Annotated in this window: 32 protein-coding genes; 1 reads left to right on the top strand and 31 read right to left on the bottom strand. The window is 65.0% G+C overall.

Translation table 11 applies throughout. The features are described 5' to 3' along the window. Positions 1-24: 24 nt before the first annotated feature. Positions 25-1,350 carry a replication-associated recombination protein A gene (locus tag FBZ88_RS06970; RefSeq protein ID WP_040848392.1) on the bottom strand — a complete coding sequence of 442 codons (1,326 nt, stop codon included), beginning with the start codon at positions 1,348-1,350 and terminating at the stop codon, positions 25-27. 164 nt (positions 1,351-1,514) lie between these two features. Between FBZ88_RS06970 and FBZ88_RS06965 the strand changes: the two genes are divergently transcribed. After that, positions 1,515-2,192 (top strand): TlpA family protein disulfide reductase, encoded by a 678-nt coding sequence (locus tag FBZ88_RS06965; RefSeq protein WP_145616040.1) that lies wholly within the window; start codon positions 1,515-1,517, stop codon positions 2,190-2,192. A 36-nt stretch (positions 2,193-2,228) separates the two neighbouring features. Here the strand turns inward: FBZ88_RS06965 and FBZ88_RS06960 are convergent, their stop codons facing one another. From FBZ88_RS06960 to FBZ88_RS06815, 30 genes are all read right to left on the bottom strand, one after another. Continuing rightward, complete coding sequence (locus tag FBZ88_RS06960; RefSeq protein WP_145616039.1) at positions 2,229-3,653, bottom strand: DegQ family serine endoprotease; 1,425 nt, start codon at positions 3,651-3,653, stop codon at positions 2,229-2,231. Between the two features lie 53 nt (positions 3,654-3,706). After that, entirely contained in the window at positions 3,707-3,958 is a 252-nt protein-coding gene (locus tag FBZ88_RS06955; protein ID WP_145616038.1) for a hypothetical protein, read from the bottom strand. Between the two features lie 232 nt (positions 3,959-4,190). Continuing rightward, the gene (gene rplQ, locus FBZ88_RS06950) at positions 4,191-4,613 is read right to left on the bottom strand and encodes a 50S ribosomal protein L17 (protein WP_145616037.1); all 423 of its coding nucleotides are present in this window, start codon (positions 4,611-4,613) and stop codon (positions 4,191-4,193) included. Between the two features lie 165 nt (positions 4,614-4,778). After that, positions 4,779-5,795, bottom strand: coding sequence for a DNA-directed RNA polymerase subunit alpha (locus FBZ88_RS06945; protein ID WP_040848396.1), 1,017 nt, complete (start codon positions 5,793-5,795; stop codon positions 4,779-4,781). A gap of 231 nt (positions 5,796-6,026) precedes the next feature. After that, positions 6,027-6,425, bottom strand: coding sequence for a 30S ribosomal protein S11 (rpsK, locus tag FBZ88_RS06940; RefSeq protein WP_004273656.1), 399 nt, complete (start codon positions 6,423-6,425; stop codon positions 6,027-6,029). A 19-nt stretch (positions 6,426-6,444) separates the two neighbouring features. Continuing rightward, positions 6,445-6,813 (bottom strand): 30S ribosomal protein S13, encoded by a 369-nt coding sequence (gene rpsM, locus FBZ88_RS06935; RefSeq protein WP_004273657.1) that lies wholly within the window; start codon positions 6,811-6,813, stop codon positions 6,445-6,447. 418 nt (positions 6,814-7,231) lie between these two features. After that, a complete protein-coding gene (locus tag FBZ88_RS06930; RefSeq protein ID WP_004273658.1) occupies positions 7,232-7,879 on the bottom strand; it encodes an adenylate kinase in 648 nt (215 codons plus the stop codon). Then, positions 7,876-9,210 carry a preprotein translocase subunit SecY gene (secY, locus tag FBZ88_RS06925; protein WP_145616036.1) on the bottom strand — a complete coding sequence of 445 codons (1,335 nt, stop codon included), beginning with the start codon at positions 9,208-9,210 and terminating at the stop codon, positions 7,876-7,878. The genes FBZ88_RS06930 and secY overlap by 4 nt, the downstream gene beginning before the upstream one ends. A 180-nt stretch (positions 9,211-9,390) precedes the next feature. Then, entirely contained in the window at positions 9,391-9,867 is a 477-nt protein-coding gene (gene rplO / locus FBZ88_RS06920) for a 50S ribosomal protein L15 (protein ID WP_040848398.1), read from the bottom strand. A gap of 33 nt (positions 9,868-9,900) precedes the next feature. Beyond that, on the bottom strand, positions 9,901-10,092 hold the full coding sequence (rpmD, locus tag FBZ88_RS06915; RefSeq protein ID WP_040848399.1) for a 50S ribosomal protein L30: 192 nt from the start codon (positions 10,090-10,092) through the stop codon (positions 9,901-9,903). Beyond that, positions 10,092-10,694 (bottom strand): 30S ribosomal protein S5, encoded by a 603-nt coding sequence (gene rpsE / locus FBZ88_RS06910; RefSeq protein ID WP_040848400.1) that lies wholly within the window; start codon positions 10,692-10,694, stop codon positions 10,092-10,094. The genes rpmD and rpsE overlap by 1 nt, the downstream gene beginning before the upstream one ends. Before the next feature lie 12 nt (positions 10,695-10,706). After that, positions 10,707-11,069, bottom strand: coding sequence for a 50S ribosomal protein L18 (gene rplR / locus FBZ88_RS06905; protein WP_088871756.1), 363 nt, complete (start codon positions 11,067-11,069; stop codon positions 10,707-10,709). An 11-nt stretch (positions 11,070-11,080) separates the two neighbouring features. Beyond that, positions 11,081-11,614 (bottom strand): 50S ribosomal protein L6, encoded by a 534-nt coding sequence (gene rplF / locus FBZ88_RS06900; RefSeq protein WP_145616035.1) that lies wholly within the window; start codon positions 11,612-11,614, stop codon positions 11,081-11,083. 12 nt (positions 11,615-11,626) lie between these two features. After that, positions 11,627-12,025: a 30S ribosomal protein S8 gene (gene rpsH, locus FBZ88_RS06895; protein ID WP_004273660.1), complete on the bottom strand. Its 399-nt coding sequence runs from the start codon at positions 12,023-12,025 to the stop codon at positions 11,627-11,629. A gap of 15 nt (positions 12,026-12,040) precedes the next feature. Beyond that, complete coding sequence (gene rpsN, locus FBZ88_RS06890) at positions 12,041-12,346, bottom strand: 30S ribosomal protein S14 (RefSeq protein WP_004273661.1); 306 nt, start codon at positions 12,344-12,346, stop codon at positions 12,041-12,043. Between the two features lie 16 nt (positions 12,347-12,362). Continuing rightward, entirely contained in the window at positions 12,363-12,905 is a 543-nt protein-coding gene (gene rplE, locus FBZ88_RS06885; protein ID WP_040848402.1) for a 50S ribosomal protein L5, read from the bottom strand. Between the two features lie 8 nt (positions 12,906-12,913). Continuing rightward, positions 12,914-13,228 carry a 50S ribosomal protein L24 gene (gene rplX / locus FBZ88_RS06880; RefSeq protein WP_040848403.1) on the bottom strand — a complete coding sequence of 105 codons (315 nt, stop codon included), beginning with the start codon at positions 13,226-13,228 and terminating at the stop codon, positions 12,914-12,916. Then, positions 13,229-13,597 (bottom strand): 50S ribosomal protein L14, encoded by a 369-nt coding sequence (gene rplN, locus FBZ88_RS06875; RefSeq protein WP_004273662.1) that lies wholly within the window; start codon positions 13,595-13,597, stop codon positions 13,229-13,231. It lies immediately after the preceding gene. A 25-nt stretch (positions 13,598-13,622) separates the two neighbouring features. After that, positions 13,623-13,880, bottom strand: a complete 258-nt coding sequence (gene rpsQ / locus FBZ88_RS06870) for a 30S ribosomal protein S17 (RefSeq protein WP_004273663.1) — start codon at positions 13,878-13,880, stop codon at positions 13,623-13,625. 14 nt (positions 13,881-13,894) lie between these two features. After that, positions 13,895-14,101 carry a 50S ribosomal protein L29 gene (gene rpmC / locus FBZ88_RS06865; RefSeq protein WP_040848404.1) on the bottom strand — a complete coding sequence of 69 codons (207 nt, stop codon included), beginning with the start codon at positions 14,099-14,101 and terminating at the stop codon, positions 13,895-13,897. Beyond that, positions 14,098-14,523 carry a 50S ribosomal protein L16 gene (gene rplP / locus FBZ88_RS06860; RefSeq protein ID WP_040848405.1) on the bottom strand — a complete coding sequence of 142 codons (426 nt, stop codon included), beginning with the start codon at positions 14,521-14,523 and terminating at the stop codon, positions 14,098-14,100. The genes rpmC and rplP overlap by 4 nt, the downstream gene beginning before the upstream one ends. 29 nt (positions 14,524-14,552) lie before the next feature. Then, complete coding sequence (rpsC, locus tag FBZ88_RS06855) at positions 14,553-15,233, bottom strand: 30S ribosomal protein S3 (RefSeq protein WP_040848406.1); 681 nt, start codon at positions 15,231-15,233, stop codon at positions 14,553-14,555. Position 15,234: 1 nt separating this feature from the next. Further along, entirely contained in the window at positions 15,235-15,630 is a 396-nt protein-coding gene (rplV, locus tag FBZ88_RS06850) for a 50S ribosomal protein L22 (protein ID WP_004273664.1), read from the bottom strand. Between the two features lies 1 nt (position 15,631). Then, positions 15,632-15,910 carry a 30S ribosomal protein S19 gene (gene rpsS / locus FBZ88_RS06845; RefSeq protein WP_004273665.1) on the bottom strand — a complete coding sequence of 93 codons (279 nt, stop codon included), beginning with the start codon at positions 15,908-15,910 and terminating at the stop codon, positions 15,632-15,634. A gap of 12 nt (positions 15,911-15,922) precedes the next feature. Further along, positions 15,923-16,750 carry a 50S ribosomal protein L2 gene (rplB, locus tag FBZ88_RS06840; protein ID WP_040848407.1) on the bottom strand — a complete coding sequence of 276 codons (828 nt, stop codon included), beginning with the start codon at positions 16,748-16,750 and terminating at the stop codon, positions 15,923-15,925. 11 nt (positions 16,751-16,761) lie between these two features. Further along, a complete protein-coding gene (locus tag FBZ88_RS06835) occupies positions 16,762-17,079 on the bottom strand; it encodes a 50S ribosomal protein L23 (protein ID WP_088871757.1) in 318 nt (105 codons plus the stop codon). Continuing rightward, a complete protein-coding gene (gene rplD, locus FBZ88_RS06830) occupies positions 17,076-17,696 on the bottom strand; it encodes a 50S ribosomal protein L4 (RefSeq protein WP_145609111.1) in 621 nt (206 codons plus the stop codon). Before rplD ends, FBZ88_RS06835 begins: the two co-directional genes overlap by 4 nt. Positions 17,697-17,701: 5 nt before the next feature. After that, positions 17,702-18,409, bottom strand: coding sequence for a 50S ribosomal protein L3 (rplC, locus tag FBZ88_RS06825; protein ID WP_040848410.1), 708 nt, complete (start codon positions 18,407-18,409; stop codon positions 17,702-17,704). A gap of 58 nt (positions 18,410-18,467) precedes the next feature. Beyond that, the gene (gene rpsJ, locus FBZ88_RS06820; protein ID WP_040848411.1) at positions 18,468-18,776 is read right to left on the bottom strand and encodes a 30S ribosomal protein S10; all 309 of its coding nucleotides are present in this window, start codon (positions 18,774-18,776) and stop codon (positions 18,468-18,470) included. Between the two features lie 76 nt (positions 18,777-18,852). Continuing rightward, positions 18,853-19,056: EF-Tu C-terminal domain-related protein (locus FBZ88_RS06815; RefSeq protein WP_484213844.1), on the bottom strand; the 204-nt coding region annotated here is incomplete at its 5' end.

The following is a 19,056-nucleotide window of genomic DNA, read 5'->3' as shown; positions in this document are numbered from 1 at the left end:
GGGCATAGCCCATCAGGGCAGGCCTCAGCCCTCCCCGCCGCCCTCGGCCGCCCGCTGGCGCAGCTTGGCCCAATAGTCCTGGCGCTTCTTGATCTCGCGTTCGAAGCCGCGCTCCACCGGCTGGTAGAACTCCCGCCGCGCCATGCCGTCGGGGAAATAGTTCTGGCCGGAAAAGCCGTCGGCCGTGTCGTGGTCGTAGTTGTAGCCCTTGCCGTAGCCCAAATCCTTCATCAGGCGGGTAGGCGCGTTCAGGATGTGCATGGGCGGCATCAGGCTGCCCGTTTCCTTGGCGGCGCGCTGCGCCTGCTTGATGGCCATGTAGGCGGCATTGGATTTGGGCGCCGTGCCCAGGTAGATGACGCATTGGGCGATGGCCAGTTCCCCCTCCGGGCTGCCCAGGCGCTCATAGGCGTCCCAGGCGGCAAGGGCGATGGTCAGGGCCTGGGGATCGGCCATGCCGATATCCTCGCTGGCGAAGCGCACCAGGCGGCGGGCGATGTAGCGCGGATCCTCGCCCCCCGCCAGCATGCGGGAATACCAGTAGAGGGCGGCGTCGGTATCCGAGCCGCGCAACGATTTATGCAGGGCGCTGATGAGGTTGTAGTGCCCCTCCTGCGCCTTGTCGTAGAGGGGCATGCGCCGCTGCACCGCCACGGTCAGGGCGTTGGTGTCGAGCGGATCCTCGCCCGGCCGCACCACGGCGTAGATCTCCTCCACCAAATTCAGGAAATAGCGGCCGTCGCCATCGGCCATGGCCTTCAGGGCGGCGCGCGCATCCTCGGTCAAGGGTAAGGCGCGGCCCTCCTCGGCCTCCGCCCGGCCGATCAGCTTCTCCAGCGCCTCCTCTCCCAAGCGGTTCAGGACGAAGACTTGCGCGCGGGACAGCAAGGCGGCGTTCAGCTCAAACGACGGGTTCTCCGTCGTGGCGCCCACCAGCGTGACGGTGCCGTCCTCAACATAGGGCAGGAAGCCGTCCTGCTGGGAGCGGTTGAAGCGGTGGATCTCATCAATGAAGAGCAGGGTGCCCTGGCCCGCTTGACGGCGCTGCTTGGCCGCCTCGAACACCTTGCGCAAGTCGGCCACGCCGGAGAAGACGGCGGACAGGGGCTCGAACGCCAGAGTGGTGGCCTGCGCCAGCAGGCGGGCGATGGTGGTCTTGCCGCAGCCCGGCGGCCCCCACAGCACCATGGAACTGAGGCGGTGGGCCGCCACCATGCGGCCGATGGGCCCCTTGGGTCCCAACAGATGCTCCTGCCCCACCACCTGGTCCAGCGCGGTCGGCCGCAGCCGATCGGCCAGCGGGCGCGGCGCCTCCGCCTCGAACAGGGAACCCGATCCGCTCTTCACCATGACGTTCCATACACCCCGGATACAAACCCGGAACACCATGCCAGAGCGGGAGGCGGCTTGGCATCGTCCTTTTGACCGGGGTGGCGACATGACGTCGCCATTGAGTTGCAAAACTCAAAACCATCAAACAAAATAAGTGCGGATACTGCATAGCGGAGGGGGAATTGACGCGCCATAACGGGACCCACGCGCTGGCGATGCGCTTTATCCTCTCCGCAGGCCTGGCATTCATCTGCCACGGCGCGATCGCCGCTCCGTTGGACGCCGGCGTCCCGTCGCCCACACCGCCGCCGGTTCAACGGGTCACGCGCACCGACAGCCCGGCGGAATTGGCCCGCCACATCACGGCCCTGCACACCGCACCGTTCAAGGACACGGCCGGGCAGCCGTTCCGCTTCGACAGCCTGAAGGGCAAGATCGTGTGGGTGAACCAGTGGGCCCACTGGTGCGCCCCCTGCGTCGCGGAATTTCGCGTGATGCGCCAGGTGCAGAAGCAGGTGGGCGCGGACAAGCTGGAAATCGTCCTGGTCTCCCGGCCGCGCGACTGGGAAAAGGACCAGGCCTATGTGAAAGAGCATGACTTGCCCTGGCGGCAGGTGGTGCTGGACCTGCCCCCCGGCACGTCACGGGACCTATATGCCGACGTCTCGATGAATCCGCCGGAACAGACGGCCATCGGCACCGCCTTCCCCATGAGTACCTTCCTGGGGAGGGATGGCGAAGGCTTGCGCTTCGATCGCCACCCCGTTCCGGTGACGCAAGGGGGCGATCCGCAAAATCCCCATGACGTGGACATATTGGTCCGGACCTTGACCGAGTGGGCGGTCCGGGCGCGGGGCTGACGCGGCGGCAAACCGCGTCAGCCAGCGACGAAGCCCTTAGCCACCGACGCTCAGCGTCAGCACCTGATCACCCCGGCGGACAGCCAAGTCCCAGCGGCGCTGGGGCTGAGCCACCAGGCGTTTCAAGTCGGCCACGCGGCCGATGGGCTGGCCGTTCACCTTCACCACCACGTCGCCAGGCTGGAAGCCCAGGGCCTGGGCGGTGGTGCCGGGCTGCACCTTCAGCACGATGACGCCGTCGGAATTGCCGGCATAGCCGACCTCCTCCGCGAGCGCCGGGTTGATGTTGGCCACGGTGGTGCCGGCGAAGGGCTGGCGGCCGTCCAGCGTCGTCTCATCCCGCGGCGGGTCCTCCGGCGGGCCGATCAGCTTCACCGGCAGCTTGGTTTCCGCGCCCTTGCGGATCACGGTCAGGGTCGCGTTCCCACCCACGGGCAGCAGCGCGATGCGGTAGCGCAGGCTTTCCGGATCATCGACCAGGTGGCCGTTCACCGCCGTCACCACATCCCCCACCTTCACGCCCGCCTGCTCGAGCGGGCCTTTGGGGTTCAACTGGTTGATCAGCACGCCCTGGGGCCGGGGCAGGCCCAGGTTGGTGGCCAACTCCTGCGTCACCGGCTGGCCGCTGGCGCCCATCCACGGCCGCACCAGCTTGCCCCCACCCTCCACCGCAGTGACGACGGAGCGCACCATGTCGGCCGGGATGGCGAAGCCGATGCCAACCGAGCCGCCACTGCGCGAGTAGATGGCGGAATTGATACCGGCCAGCTTGCCGTCCATGGTGATCAGCGCGCCGCCGGAATTGCCCGGGTTGATGGCGGCATCCGTCTGGATGAAGAAGTTGAAGTCCGACACGCCCACGCCGGTACGGGCCAGCGCCGAGACGATGCCGCTGGTGACCGTCTGGCCCACGCCGAAGGGGTTGCCGATGGCCAGCACCAGGTCACCCACCTGGATGCTGTCGCTGTCGCCCAGCTCCAGGGTTGGCAGCTTCTCGCCCTTGGTGTCGATGCGCAGGACGGCCAAATCCACCTTTTCGTCCGCGCTCATGACCTTGGCGGGAAACTCCCGCCGGTCCGCCAGCACCACGGTGATCTGGTCGGCGTCCTTGATGACATGGTCGTTGGTGACGATCAGGCCGTCGGGCCGGATGATGACGCCGGAGCCCAGCGAGGATTCCACCCGCTCGCGCGGGACGCCGCGGAAGGCGTCGCCGAAGAATTGGCGGAAGAACGGATCCTCCATGAAGGGGGACACGCGCTGCTTGATGACCCGGCGGCTGTAGATGTTGACCACGGCCGGCGCCGCCCGCTTCACCAGCGGAGCGTAGCTAAGCGTGATCTGCTCCCGGCTCTGCGGTACCTGCTGGGCCAGGGCCGGCGGCGTCAAGGCCAGGCCGGCGGCGACAGCCACCAGGGCGCAACGGGAGACCATGCGGCGAAACGGCGTTTCAAGCGTCACGGGGAAGAACTCTCAGGTCTGATCGAAACGAGGGGACGGGGGTGAGATAGGGTTCAGCCCGGGTCGCCGCAACGGTTCAGGCAGGATTTCAGGTCGCGCTGGCACATGCCGTTGTTCAATTCGGGCGTATGGTCGCTCTGTCCGGCCTTGGTGTCGCCGCACACCTGGCTGTCGCGGTTGCAGCGCGCCACGCAGGCCGCGTGGGTGTCCAGCTTGCCCTCGCGCTGCGACGGCAGCGACATGCAGCCGGTCAGCCCCGCCAACAGCAGGCCGGCCACAGCCGCCTTGATCCCCAAAATACGCACCGATTCATCCTCCTGTCCGCGCGGGTGGCGCGCCTGTCGCGCCGGCGATGGACGGGCCGCAGGATGCGCGATTTGCTGCCCGCCCGTCGAGAGTGGAAAACACCATCATCCCCGCCCAGCCCTACCTTACACGACAGGCCCCCAACCAGCCCGCCGGTGGGTTAATGAAAAAGGGCGGACCCTTGCGGATCCGCCCCTTCCCTTACCATTCCGGAAGTGGAACAGCCTAGACTCAGGCCGCTTCTTCCTCGGTCTCCGTCACCTGGAGCGGACCGCTGTCCTGGCCCTTGGCGGAGACGTCGCGATCCACCAGCTCGATGACGGCCATGGCGGCCATGTCGCCGTAGCGGAAGCCAGCCTTCAGGACGCGGGTGTAGCCACCCTGACGGTCCTTGTAGCGCTCGGCGATCGTGGTGAACAGCTTGTCGACCATGACGTTGTCGCGCAGCTCCGCGAACGCCAGGCGACGGTTGGCAAGACCGCCCTTCTTGCCCAGCGTGATCAGCTTCTCGACGATCGGCCGCAGGTCCTTGGCCTTCGGCAGGGTCGTCTTGATCTGCTCGTGCTTAATCAGGGCATTGGCCATGTTGGAGAACATGGCCAGACGGTGGGTAGAGGTCTTGCTGAACTTACGCCCGGAAACGCCGTGACGCATGGTGCTTCTCCTTTCATGTCCGGGTGTCGGATGCCGACACCTATGACGATCCCCGGAACGCCCGACTGCGCCCGTAAGGGGCGACGGCCGGTACGGCGGGGGCGGGCCCTATGCCCTGTACTCCGCATCCGGCCGTAACCGGATGCGGAGAACCTCACATCAAGCTCAGTACGGCTCTTCCAGACGCTTGGCCAGGTCCTCGATGTTCTCGGGGGGCCAGTTCGGGATTTCCATGCCGAGGTGCAGGCCCATCTGGGACAGCACTTCCTTGATCTCGTTCAGCGACTTGCGGCCGAAGTTCGGGGTGCGGAGCATTTCCGCCTCCGTCTTCTGCACCAGGTCGCCGATGTAGACGATGTTGTCGTTCTTCAGGCAGTTGGCCGAACGGACCGACAGTTCCAGCTCGTCCACCTTGCGCAGCAGGTTCTTGTTGAACGGCACCTCGTCGGACTTCTCCGACGCGGTGACGGCCTGCGGCTCCTCGAAGTTGATGAACAGCTGCAGCTGGTCCTGCAGGATGCGGGCAGCGATGGCCACGGCATCCTCGGGCGTCACGGCGCCGTTGGTCTCGATCGACAGCGACAGCTTGTCATAGTCGGTGCGCTGGCCCAGGCGGGTATTCTCCACCTTGTACGCCACCTTGCGGATGGGGCTGTACAGGGCATCGATCGGGATCAGGCCGATGGGGGCGTCTTCCGGACGGTTCTGGCTGGCGGGGACGTAGCCCTTGCCCTTCTCGACCGTCAGTTCCATGTTCAGGCGGGCGCCGGCGTCCAGGGTGCAGATCACCAGGTCGGGGTCCATCACCTCGATGTCGCCCGTCACCTCGATCATGCCGGCGGTGACTTCCTTGGGGCCTTCGGCGCGCAGGCGCAGCCGCTTCGGGCCCTCGCCCTCCATCTTCAGACCCATGTTCTTGATGTTCAGAACGATGTCGGTCACGTCCTCACGGACGCCGGGGATGGAGGAGAATTCGTGCAGGACGCCATCGATGTGAATGGCGGTGACCGCCGCCCCCTGAAGGGACGACAGCAGGACGCGGCGCAGGGCGTTGCCCAGGGTCAGGCCAAAGCCACGCTCCAGCGGGCCGGCAACGATCGTGGCCTCACGGCGCGGATCGGCACCGACGTTCACGTCGAGCTTGCTGGGCTTTTCCAGGGTCTGCCAGTTCTTCTGAATCACGGGTAGTTGCCTCTAATGCCATCAGGAGGACACGACACCCGGTTTCACCGCTGTCGGGTGCGGATCAGGGCGCCGGTCCTGCGACCGGCGCCCTGCCCTGAACCTGACCACCTCCCCCATGCATGGGCGATCGCGATGGCATGCGAAAGCCGGTCCCGGGGCGGCGGGGAAACGCGGAAGCGTTTGGACCGGAAGCGGCCGCAGGGGCCGCCTCCGTAATCGGTAGAACGATCAGACGCGGCGCTTCTTCGGCGGACGAACGCCGTTGTGCGGAATCGGCGTCACGTCGCGGATAGACGTGATCTGGAAGCCGACCGACTGCAGCGCGCGCAGGGCGGACTCACGGCCCGAACCCGGACCCTTCACTTCCACTTCCAGGGTGCGCATGCCGTGTTCCTGGGCCTTGCGGCCCGCGTCCTCGGCGGCCATCTGGGCGGCGTAGGGGGTGGACTTGCGCGAACCCTTGAAGCCCATCATGCCCGACGAAGACCAGGCAATGGTGTTGCCCTGGGCGTCGGTGATGGTGATCATGGTGTTGTTGAACGAGGCGTTCACGTGCGCCACGCCCGAGGTGATGTTCTTGCGCTCGCGGCGACGAAGCCGGGCGGCAGAAGCGTTGGGCTTTGCCATTTCTTATCAGTCCTTCAGCTTACTTCTTCTTACCGGCGATCGGCTTGGCCGGGCCCTTGCGGGTGCGCGCGTTGGTGTGCGTGCGCTGACCGCGGACCGGCAGGCCCTTACGGTGACGCAGGCCGCGGTAGCAGGCCATGTCCATGAGCCGCTTGATGTTCATGGCGACAGAGCGACGCAGGTCGCCCTCGACCGAGTAGTCGCTGTCGATGACTTCGCGGATACGCAGGACTTCGTCGTCGGTCAGCTGATGCACACGGCGCTCCAGCGGAATGCCGACCTTGCCGCAGATCTCCTTCGCCATGAAGGGACCGATGCCGTGAATGTACTGAAGGGCGATTTCCACCCGCTTCGCGGTGGGAATATTAACGCCAGCGATACGCGCCACGCGCTTTCTCCATCGTTCATGCCCGCCCCGGCGTCACGCCCGGGCGATGCGATCTTCGTCCACACCCCGCCTGATCATCGGCTCCCGTGGCGGGGACATCCAATGACCTTCGGGGCATCTCATCCGAAGAAAACCTGGAAACTCCAGGATCTCCAAATGCACATACGAACCAGCTCAGTCCCGCCACCCCAAAGGGGCACCAGGGCCGAGAGCCGGTTTCATCCGGACCCGCAGGGCCAAGGCCCGGAGCGGATCGGATGCGGGAGTATACGCAGGCGCGACCGGATGTCAACCGCGCCCACGCGGGCGGCGCCCACACCGGGCATGCAGCCAGGTGATGGGCCACCAAAGGGAAAAGGCCGCCTCCCCCACCGGAGAAACGGCCCTTCCCTATTCGGATAAACGCGACGCCCGAGGCTCAGGCGGCGATGATGGCTTCCAACTGACGGGTGACCTCATCGATCTCCGCCATGCCGTCCACCTGCTTCAGCACGCCCTTGCCCTGGTAGTAGGGCAGGATGGGCGCCGTCAGCGCGTGGTATTCAGCCAGACGCTTGGTGAAGGTCTCGGCATTGTCGTCGGCCCGGCGCTTGAACTCGGTCGAGCCGCAGATGTCGCAGACGCCCGCCACCTTGGGCTGGTGGAACTTGTCGTGATAGCCGGCGCCGCATTTGGCGCAGGTATACCGGCCGGTCACACGCTCCACCAGGGCCGCGTCGTCCACCACCATCTCGATGATGTGGTCCAGCTTGAGGTGCTTGTCCGCCAGCATGCGGTCCAGGGCCTCGGCCTGCGGAACCGTGCGGGGGAAACCGTCGAGGATGAAGCCCTTGGCGCAATCCGGCTGGGTGATGCGGTCGGCGATCATTTCGACCATGATCGCGTCCGGCATCAGCTTGCCGGCGGCCATGATCTCCTTGGCCTGCTGACCCAGCGGGCTGCCGCTGTCCTTCAGCGCCCGCAACATGTCGCCCGTCGACAACTGCACCAACCCGAACTTCCGTTCAAGCCGCTGCGCCTGCGTTCCCTTGCCGGCGCCCGGCGGCCCCAGAAGAATCAGGTTCATCCACGCCTCCCCCTCAGCTTTGCCTTCTTGATGAGGCCTTCATATTGATGCGCCAGCAGATGCGAATGGATCTGGGCGACCGTGTCCATAGTCACCGTTACCACAATTAGCAGGCTGGTGCCGCCAAAATAAAAAGGAATAGCGTTCTTGGCCATCAACAGTTCGGGCAATAGACAAACCACCACCAGGTAGCCGGCGCCCAACACCGTCAAACGGGTGAGAACAAAGTCCAGATAGTCAGCGGTGTTCTTACCCGGACGGATACCGGGGATGAAACCGCCATACTTCTTCAGATTCTCCGCCGTCTCGGTCGGGTTGAACACGACCGCGGTATAGAAAAAGCTGAAGAACACGATCAGCGCCATGTACAGCACGATGTAAAGCGGCTGGCCATGGGTGACATAGCGGGCGATGGTCTGCAGGATCTCCGGACCGGTGCCGCCGGAGAAACCGGTGACGGTGGCCGGCAGCAGCAGAAGCGAGCTGGCGAAGATCGGCGGGATGACGCCCGAGGTGTTCAGCTTCAAGGGCAGGTGCGAGGCTTCGCCACCGTAAACCTTATTGCCCACCTGGCGCTTCGGGTACTGCACGATCAGCCGGCGCTGGGCGCGTTCCATGAAGACGATGAAGAAGATCACGCCCACGGCGATGGCCAGCAGCAGCGCCAGGATGCCGAAGCCGATGGCCCCGGTGCGGCCCAGTTCCAGCAGCTGCATCAGCGCCTTGGGCAGGGCGGCCACGATGCCGGTGAAGATGATCAGCGAGGTGCCGTTGCCCACGCCCCGGGCGGTGATCTGCTCACCCAGCCACATCAGGAACATGGTGCCGCCCACCATGGTGACCACGGTGCTGATGATGAAGAAGGGACCGGGGTCGATCACGGTGCCGCCCTTGGCGCCCTGCAGCGCCACGGCCAGACCGTAGGACTGGAAGATCGCCAGGATCACCGTGCCGTAGCGGGTGTACTGGTTGATCTTCTTGCGGCCCGCCTCGCCTTCCTTCTTCATGGTCTCGAGGCTGGGGACCACCGCCGTCAGCAGCTGCACGATGATGCTGGCGGAGATGTAGGGCATGATGTTGAGCGCGAAGATGCTCATGCGCTCGATGGCGCCACCCGCGAACATGTTGAACATGCCCAGGATGCCGCCCTTGGCCTGGTTGAAAACGTCGGCGAAGGCCTGAACGTTGATGCCCGGCAGGGGAATGTAGGTGCCCAGGCGGAAAACGATGAGCGCTCCCAGGGTGAACCAGAGCCGCTTCTTCAGTTCCGTGGCCTTGGCGAAGGAGCCGAAATTAAGATTGGCGGCGAGCTGCTCGGCGGCTGAAGCCATGGAATCCGTTCCTATCGAGGCGCCTCTCAGGGGCGCGGCACAGACGGTATCAAAAAGACAAAAGAAAAGGGACCGTCGCCGGTCCCCCTAACGGGTCCCACCCCAGATGGGGAGACCTGCGGCAGAAAGAAAGACGGCCGGCGCTCGCTTTTAACACGAACGCCGGCCGCACTTCCTTAATTACTCGGCAGCCGCTTCGACCGCGGGCACCTTGACCGAGCCGCCAGCGGCTTCCACGGCGGCCACGGCCGCGGCGGAGGCGCCGGCGACATCGAACGCCACCTTGGCGGTGATGCTGCCCTTGGCCAGCAGGCGCACGCCGTCACGGGACGGGCGCACCAGACCGGCGGCGACCAGCACCTCGGCGGTGATCACGTCGGCGGCATTCAGGCGGCCTTCATCGATGGCCTTCTGGACGGTGCCGACGTTCACCACCGAATAGTCGGTGCCGAACAGGTTGTTGAAACCGCGCTTCGGCAGGCGGCGATGCAGGGGCATCTGACCGCCTTCGAAGCCGTTGATCGACACGCCGGAACGCGAGGTCTGACCCTTCACGCCACGGCCGCCGGTCTTGCCCTTGCCGGAGCCGATGCCCCGCCCAACCCGAGTGGGCGCCTTGCGGGCGCCCGGGTTGTCGCGAATATCCGTAAGCTTCATGACTTTATCCCTTCAAGCCGTATCGGGAAGGCCTCAGGAGGCCTTCTCGACGCGCACGAGGTGCTGCACCTTGGCGATCATACCGCGGACAGAAGGGGTATCCTCCAGTTCGCTGGTACGGTGCAGCTTGTTGAGACCAAGACCCACCAGCGTCGCCCGCTGGTCCTTCTGGCGGCCGATCGGGCTGCCGATCTGGGTCACGATGACGGTGTTCTTCTCGCTCATCACGCGCTCTCCTTCGCCTCGGCACCAGCCTCGCGGCGGCCCAGGATATCGCTGACGCGACGGCCACGGCGGGCGGCGACGGCGCGGGGGCTGACGCACTGGGACAGGGCGTCGAAGGTCGCCTTGATCATGTTGTGCGGGTTCGACGTGCCGACCGACTTGGTCACGACGTCCTGGACGCCGAGAGCCTCGAAGATCGCGCGCATCGGACCACCGGCGATGATGCCGGTACCGGCGTCGGCGGTGCGCAGCACCACCTTGCCGGCGCCGAAGTGGCCGTGCACGTCATGATGCAGCGTCCGGCCCTCGCGGAGCGGCACGCGGATCATGGAGCGCTTGGCCTGATCGGTGGCCTTGCGGATGGCTTCCGGCACTTCGCGGGCCTTGCCCGAACCAACGCCGACGCGACCCTTGGCGTCACCCACCACGACCAGGGCAGCGAAGCCGAAGCGACGGCCACCCTTCACCACCTTGGCGACGCGGTTAATACCAACGAGCTTTTCTACCAGCTCGCTTTCCTCACGGTCCCGGGGCGTACGATCCCGGTCCCCGCCACGCTCGCGACCGCCGCTGTTGCCGCCGTCCCTCTCGTTACGTGCCATAATCGCTACCCCTTAGAACTGCAGGCCGGCTTCGCGCGCGGCGTCGGCCAGGGCCTTGACCCGGCCATGGAACAGGTACGAACCGCGATCGAACACCACTTCCGTGATGCCGGCTTCCTTGGCCCGCTCGGCGATCAGCTTGCCGACGGCCTTGGCCGCTTCGATGTCGGCGCCAGTCTTCAGCTCCGCACGCAGGGTCTTGTCGATGGACGAGGCCGCGGCCTTGGTCTGGCCCGCCACGTCGTCGATGACCTGGGCGTAGATGTGCTGGCTGGACCGGAACACGGACAGGCGCGGACGCCCCTGCCCCAGCTTCCGGACCCGCGTGCGCACCCGCTGCTTGCGGCGCGCGCTCAGAACTTTTGCATTGCTCATGATCGTGCGCCTTACTTCTTCTTGCCTTCTTTGCGGATGATCACCTCATCCGCGTACCGGATGCCCTTGCCCTTGTAGGGCTCGGGCGGACGGTACGCGCGGATCTCAGCCGCAACCTGGCCAATCTTCTGCTTGTCGAAACCGGTGATCGAGATGGAAGTGGGCTTGTCGCACTTCATCGTGATGCCGGCCGGGATCGGGAAGCGCACGTCATGGCTGAAGCCCAGGTTCAGGAGCAGTTCCTGACCCTGGACGGCGGCCTTGTAACCCACGCCGGTGATCTCGAGGTTCTTGGTGAAGCCGGTGTCGACACCCTTGACCATGTTGGCCAACAGCGTGCGAGAGGTGGCCCAGTTCACGCGAGCCTTGCGGCTGTCGTTCGCGGGCTTCACCACCACAGAGCCGTTTTCCAGCGTGGCGGAGATGTCGTCAACCAGGGTCAGACTGAGCTGGCCCAGCTTGCCTTTCACGGTGACGTCCTGGCCGGTGACCTGAACGGTCACGCCGGCCGGAACGGGCACCGGATGCTTGCCGATACGAGACATGTGGCCAGCTCCTTAGAACACTTTGCAGAGGACCTCGCCGCCAACATTGGCGGCACGGGCCTCGCTGTCCGACATGACGCCACGGGGCGTCGACAGGATCGAGATGCCGAGGCCATTAAAGACCCGCGGCAGATCGGCGATCTTGGAGTAAATGCGGCGGCCGGGCTTCGACACGCGCTGCACCTGCTTAATGACAGGCTCGCCTTCGTGATACTTCAGCTCGATACGCACGCTATGGACGCCCGGACGAACCGTGTCCAGGGAGTAGCCACGGATGTAACCCTCGCGCTTCAGCACCTCCAGAACGTTGGTGCGCAGCTTCGAGGCCGGGCTGGTGACAGACTGCATGCGGGCCCGCTGTCCATTACGGATGCGGGTCAGCATATCGCCCAAGGGATCGCTCAACGCCATTTCCCGAACCTCCGATTACCAGCTGGACTTCGTCATGCCCGGGATCTGGCCGGTCGAGGCCAGGTCGCGCAGGGCAATACGAGACAGCTTAAACTTGCGGTAAAAAGCACGCGGACGACCGCTCAGCTCGCAGCGATTCCGAATACGGGTCGGGCTGGAGTTGCGCGGCAGCTCGGCGAGCTTGAGGCGAGCGGCGAACCGCTCCTCGGGCGGCAGGGTACGATCGGACGCGATGGCCTTCAGAGCATTACGCTTGCCGGCGTACTGCTTCGCGAGGCGCTCGCGGCGCTTGTTCTTCTGAACAGAACTGGTCTTGGCCATGGGAAGCTCCTGCCGCTCAGTTCGCGAACGGCATCTGGAAGCCCTTCAGGAGGGCCTTGGCCTCCTTGTCGGTCTTCGCCGTGGTGACGATGATGATGTCCATCCCCCGGATCTCGTCCACGCGGTCGTAGTCGATTTCCGGGAAAATGATCTGCTCCTTGAGACCCATGGCGTAGTTGCCACGACCGTCGAAGCTCGTGCCCGACACGCCGCGGAAGTCGCGGACGCGCGGCAGGGCGATCGTGATCAGACGGTCCAGGAACTCGTACATGCGGTCACGGCGCAGGGTCACCTTGCAACCAATGGCCATGCCCTCGCGCAGCTTGAACTGCGCGATGGACTTGCGGGCGCGGGTCACCACCGGCTTCTGACCGGACAGGGCGGTCAGATCGGTGACGGCGGCGTTGATCTTCTTACCATCGGACGTGGCTTCGCCGACGCCCATGTTAATGATGATCTTCTCGATCCGCGGCACTTCCAGGTCGTTGGCGTAGTTGAACTCGCTCTTCAGCGAGGCGCGAACGACGGAATCGTAATGTTCTTTAAGCCTGGCAGCCATAACGCGCCTCACAGGTCGATGACTTCACCGGAAACCTTGGCAAAACGGACCTTGCGGCCGTCTTCCAGGATCCGGTAGCCGACGCGGGTCGGCTTGTTGGTCTTGGGGTCGACATGGGCGACGTTGGAGACGTCGATGAACGCCTCGAGCTCAACGATGCCACCCTGCTGGGTCGGAGTCGGACGCTGGTGCTTCTTGACCAGGTTCACGCCGCGCACCTTGACGCGGTTCTCCTTCGGCAGAACGGCGATCACCTCGCCCTGCTTGCCCTTGTCCTTGCCGGCGATGATGACGACCTTGTCGGCCTTCTTAATCTTCGACATTTACAGGACCTCCGGCGCCAGGGAGATGATCTTCATGAACTTCTTGGCGCGCAGCTCACGCGTGACCGGCCCGAAGATACGGGTCCCGATCGGCTCACCCTGCTTGTTGATGAGCACGGCCGCGTTGCGGTCGAAGCGGATGGCGGAACCGTCGGTGCGACGGATTTCCTTGGCGGTGCGAACGATGACGGCGCGGTGCACGTCACCCTTCTTCACGCGGCCCCGCGGAATGGCCTCCTTGACCGAGACGACGATGACGTCGCCAACGGCCGCGACCTTCCGCATGGAGCCGCCCAGCACCTTGATGCACTGCACCCGGCGCGCGCCGCTGTTGTCAGCGACCTCCAGGTTGGTTTGCATCTGGATCATGGTTTGGCTTCCTTAAGCAAAACAGTTAGACGGCGGCGCCCGACGGGGCGGCGCTTTCCACGACGACGGCCCACCGCTTCCGCTTGGAAATCGGACGGCACTCTTCGATCGTCACCGTGTCGCCAGCCTTATAAGCATTCTGCTCGTCATGAGCAGCATACTTCTTCGACTGCTTAATAAACTTCTTGTACACGGGGTGCATAACACGACGCTCGACCAGCACGATGACGGTCTTGTCGCCCTTGTCGCTCACAACCGTGCCCTGCAAAACACGCCGGGGCATAACGCTTCCCCCTGTCAGGACACGGGCGCAGCGGTTTCCCGCTGGCCCAGGATGGTCTTGATCCGAGCGATGTCGCGCCGAACCTGGCCGACACGCGCGGTATTCTCCAGCTGCCCGGAGGCGCGCTGGAAGCGCAAATTGAACTGCTCTTTCTTCAGCTGCAAGAGCTGGTCCTGCAACTCATCCACGCTTTTCGTGCGCAGGTCGACGGCTTTGGTCATGCCTCAGCTCCCTCACCCAGGCGGGTGATGAATCGGGTCTTAATCGGCAGCTTGGCAGCGGCCAGCTCGAAGGCGCGCTTGGCGAGGTCCGCCGGCACACCATCCAGCTCGAACATGATGCGGCCGGGGGCCACGCGGGCCGCCCAGAACTCGGGCGAACCCTTACCGGAGCCCATGCGGACTTCGGCGGGCTTGCTCGACACCGGCACGTCCGGGAAAATCCGGATCCAGACCCGGCCCTGACGCTTCATGTGACGGGTGATCGCGCGGCGGGCCGCCTCGATCTGGCGCGCGGTGATGCGCGCCGGTTCGACCGCCTTCAGGCCAAAGGCGCCGAAGTTCAGCTGGCTGCCGCCCTTGGTGGCGCCGTGGATGCGCCCCTTGTGCTGCTTGCGGTACTTAGTACGTTTCGGACTCAGCATGGCAATTGCCCTCTAGTATCCGTTCACCCTCAGCGCGCCGCGACGGGCTGCTGATCGGCGCGCTTGTCCTGGGCGAACGGATCGTGCGCCAGAATTTCGCCCTTAAACACCCACACCTTGACACCGCAGGTGCCGTAGGTGGTCTTAGCCGTGGCCGTGCCGTAATCGATCTCGGCGCGCAGCGTGTGCAGCGGCACGCGACCTTCGCGGTACCACTCCATACGAGCGATCTCAGCACCGCCCAGACGGCCGCCGCAGTTGATGCGGATGCCCTGGGCGCCGAGGCGCATGGCCGACTGCACGGCGCGCTTCATGGCGCGACGGAAGGCGACACGACGCTCCAGCTGGCTGGCGATGTTCTCGGCGATCAGCCGGGCATCGAGTTCCGGCTTCCGGATCTCGACGATGTTCAGGCTGACCTCGGAGCCGGTCATGCGGCCCAGATCGGTGCGCAGCTTCTCGATGTCGGCGCCCTTCTTGCCGATCACCACACCCGGACGGGCCGTGTGGATGGTGACGCGGGCCTTCTTGGCCGGCCGCTCGATGATGATGCGCGAGGCGCCGGCCGCAGCCAGCTTGCCCTGCAGGTGCTTGCGCAGGCGCAGGTCCTGGTGCAGCAGCGTGGCGTAGTCGCGGCTGGCGAACCAGCGGCTGTCCCAGGTCCGGTTGATACCGACGCGGAGCCCGATGGGGTTGACTTTCTGACCCATGTTACGCGGTCTCCCCCGTGGCTTCCTCGGCGCGCTCGCGCACCACCACGGTCAAGTTGCTGTAAGACTTCTCGACACGGGCGCCGCGACCGCGGGCCCGGGCATGGAAGCGCTTCATCACCAGGGCGCGGCCCACGGTGGCGTAAGCGACCACCAGACGGTCAACGTCCAGCTGGTGGTTGTTCTCGGCGTTGGCGATGGCCGACTGCAGAACCTTCTTCACTTCGCCGGCGATGCGGCGCTTGGAGAAGGTCAGCATGGCCAGCGCGGTGCCGGCTTCCTTGCCGCGGATCATCTGGGCGACGAGGTTCAGCTTGCGGGCACTGGACTTGATCATCCGGCCGTGCGCCGCAGCCTCGTTGTCGGCGAAAGGCCGTTCAGATTGAGGCTTGCTCATTTTACTTCCTCTTCGCCTTCTTGTCGGCCGCGTGGCCGTAGAAAGTCCGCGTCGGGGAGAACTCACCGAACTTGTGTCCGATCATGTTCTCGGTCACGAGCACCGGCAGGAACTTATGGCCGTTGTAAACGCCAAAGGTCAGACCGACGAACTGGGGCAGGATCGTGGAACGGCGCGACCAGATCTTGATGATCTCGTTGCGGCCGGACGCGCGCGCCTTCTCTGCCTTCTTCAAAAGGTAGCCGTCAATGAACGGCCCCTTCCAGACGGAACGGGTCACGGGTCCTACTCCTTACTTAGAGCGACGACGACGGATAATCAGGCCGTCCGTCTTCTTGTTGCTACGCGTCTTCTTGCCCTTGGTCGGCTTGCCCCACGGCGTGACCGGATGACGGCCACCGGAGGTACGGCCTTCACCACCACCATGCGGGTGGTCGATCGGGTTCATGGCGACGCCACGGACGGACGGACGACGGCCCAGCCAACGGTTGCGACCGGCCTTGCCGATCACGGTGTTGGACTGGTCGGGGTTGGACACGGCACCGATGGTGGCCATGCACTCGCCCCGGACCATGCGCAGCTCGCCCGAGGGCAGCTTCAGCTGGGCGTAACCCTGGTCGCGGCCCACCAGCTGCAGGAACGTACCGGCGGAACGGGCGATCTGCCCGCCCTTGCCCGCACGCAGCTCCACATTGTGGACGATGGTGCCGACCGGGATGTTCTTCAGCGGCATGGCGTTGCCGGGCTTCACGTCGACCTTCTCACCGGCGACGACGACGTCGCCGGCCTTCAGGCGCTGCGGAGCCAGGATGTAGGCCAGGTCGCCGTCCTGATAACGGATCAGAGCGATGAAGGCCGTCCGGTTGGGATCGTACTCCAGACGCTCGACCGTCGCGGGGACGTCGAACTTGTTGCGCTTGAAGTCGACCAGACGGTAACGGCGCTTGTGGCCGCCGCCCATGCGACGCGCGGTGATGCGACCGGTGTTGTTACGACCGCCGGTGCCGCTCAGGCCCTCCGTCAGACGCTTAACCGGCTTGCCCTTGTACAGCTCCGAGCGGTCGACCAGCACCAGCTGACGCAGGCTCGGGGTAATGGGACGGTAAGTCTTAAGTGCCATCGTTAATGCCCTCACACGCCGGTGGTGACGTCGATCGTGTGCCCTTCGGCGAGGGTCACGATGGCCTTCTTGAAGTCGGACCGGCGAGCCACGATGCCCCGGAAGCGCTTGGTCTTGCCCTTCGAGACGATGGTGTTCACGGCCGTCACCTTGACCTTGAACAGGCCTTCGACGGCCTGCTTGATCTCGGGCTTCGTGGCATCCAGGGGCACCCGGAAGGTGACCTGGTTATGCTCGGAGCCCAGGGTGGACTTTTCGGTGATGACGGGCGCGACGATCAGGTCGTACATGCGCTCGGCGCTCACAAACGGCTTCGCGTTCTTGCTCATTTCAGGCGAGCCTCCAACTGCTCGACCGCGTTGCGGGTCAACACCAGGGTGTCGCGCCGCAGGATGTCGTACACGTTGGCGCCCTGCTCCGGCAGCACATCCACGTGGGGAATGTTGCCAGCGGCCCGGACGAAGTTCTCATCCAGGTTGGCGCCGTCGATGATCAGAACCGAGCTCAGGCCCAGGGCGCCGAACTGCTCGACCAGCGCCTTCGTCTTGTGGGTCTCGGCGCGGGCGTCGTCCAGGATGACCAGCTTGCCCTCGGCGGCCTTGACCGACAGGGCGGTCTTCAGGGCCAGCTTGCGGACCTTCTTCGTCAGGTCGTGCTCATGGCTGCGCACCACCGGACCGAAGATCACCGCACCGCCGCGGAACTGCGGCGAGCGAAGGGAGCCCTGACGGGCACGGCCGGTGCCCTTCTGCTTCCACGGCTTCTTGGTCGTGCCGGAGATCTCGGAGATCCCCTTGGTCTTGTGCGTGCCCTGACGGCGCTTGGCCAGCTGCCAGTTCACCATGCGGGCCAGCAGATCGGCGCGGGCCGGCAGGCCGAACACGGCGTCGTCCAGCTCGATCTCGCCGACTTGCTCGTTCTTCAGGTTCTTAACGGTCGTCTTCATGATGCTCAGCCCTCCTGCGCGGCAGGAGCGTCCTGCGTCGGCGCACGGAAGGCGGCCGGGAAGGGAACGCCCTCCGGCAGCTTCTTCTTCACGGCGTCCTTGACCAGGATGTAACCGCCTTCGGAGCCGGGGACGGCGCCGCGGACGAGGATCAGGCCGCGCTCGACATCGACCGAGACGACCTTCAGGTTCTGGGTGGTGACCTGCTCAACGCCCAGGTGACCCGCCATCTTCTTGTTCTTGAAGGTGCGGCCGGGATCCTGGCGCTGACCGGTCGAACCGTGCGAACGGTGCGACACGGACACACCGTGCGTGGCGCGAAGGCCGCCGAAGTTCCAGCGCTTCATGCCACCGGCGAAGCCCTTACCGATGGTCGTCCCGGTGACGTCCACGAACTGGCCAGCGACGAAGTGGTCGACGGTGATCTCCGCACCGACCTCGACCAGGGCGTCCGGGGTCACCCGGAACTCCACGGTCTTCTTCTTCGGCTCCACCTTCGCCTTGGCGAAGTGGCCGCGCTCAGCCTTCGTGACGTTCTTCACCTTGGCCTTGCCCACGCCGATTTCCAGGGCGGTGTACCCGTCCCGGTCTTCGGTCTTGTGGGAGACGACCTGGCAATTGTCGACTTTCAGCACAGTCACCGGCACGTGCTCACCCTCATCCGTGAAGATGCGGGTCATGCCGAGCTTCTGCGCGATCAAACCGGATCGCATTTTAGTCTCTTCTCCTAACAGGGGACATCCTCAGGGGGAGAGGTCCCACAACTCAAACTTACAGCTTAATCTCGACGTCGACGCCGGCGGCCAGGTCGAGCTTCATCAGCGCGTCCACGGTCTGCGGGGTCGGATCGACGATGTCCAGCAGGCGCTTGTGGGTACGGATCTCGAACTGCTCACGCGACTTCTTGTCGATGTGCGGGCTGCGGTTCACCGTGAACTTCTCGACCTGGGTCGGAAGGGGGATCGGACCGCGCACCCGGGCACCGGTCCGCTTGGCCGTATTCACGATCTCGCTGGTCGACTGGTCGAGCACGCGATGATCGAACGCCTTCAGGCGGATCCGGATATTCTGGCTTTCCATCGTCCTAAACCTTGGTTGGAAGCGGTGCCGAATAGCATCGGCACCGCACACCGTCAATCAAATCAGTTGGTACTTATCAGGCGATGATCTTCGCGACCACGCCGGCGCCGACGGTGCGGCCGCCCTCGCGGATGGCGAAGCGCAGGCCTTCGTCCATGGCGATCGGGGCGATCAGCTCCACGGTCACCTGCACGTTGTCGCCCGGCATCACCATCTCGGTGCCTTCCGGCAGCGAGACCATGCCCGTCACGTCCGTGGTGCGGAAGTAGAACTGGGGACG

It is taken from the genome of Nitrospirillum bahiense, assembly GCF_007828025.1.
Lineage (GTDB): Bacteria > Pseudomonadota > Alphaproteobacteria > Azospirillales > Azospirillaceae > Nitrospirillum > Nitrospirillum amazonense.
This window is presented reverse-complemented; position numbering and strand designations above follow the sequence as displayed.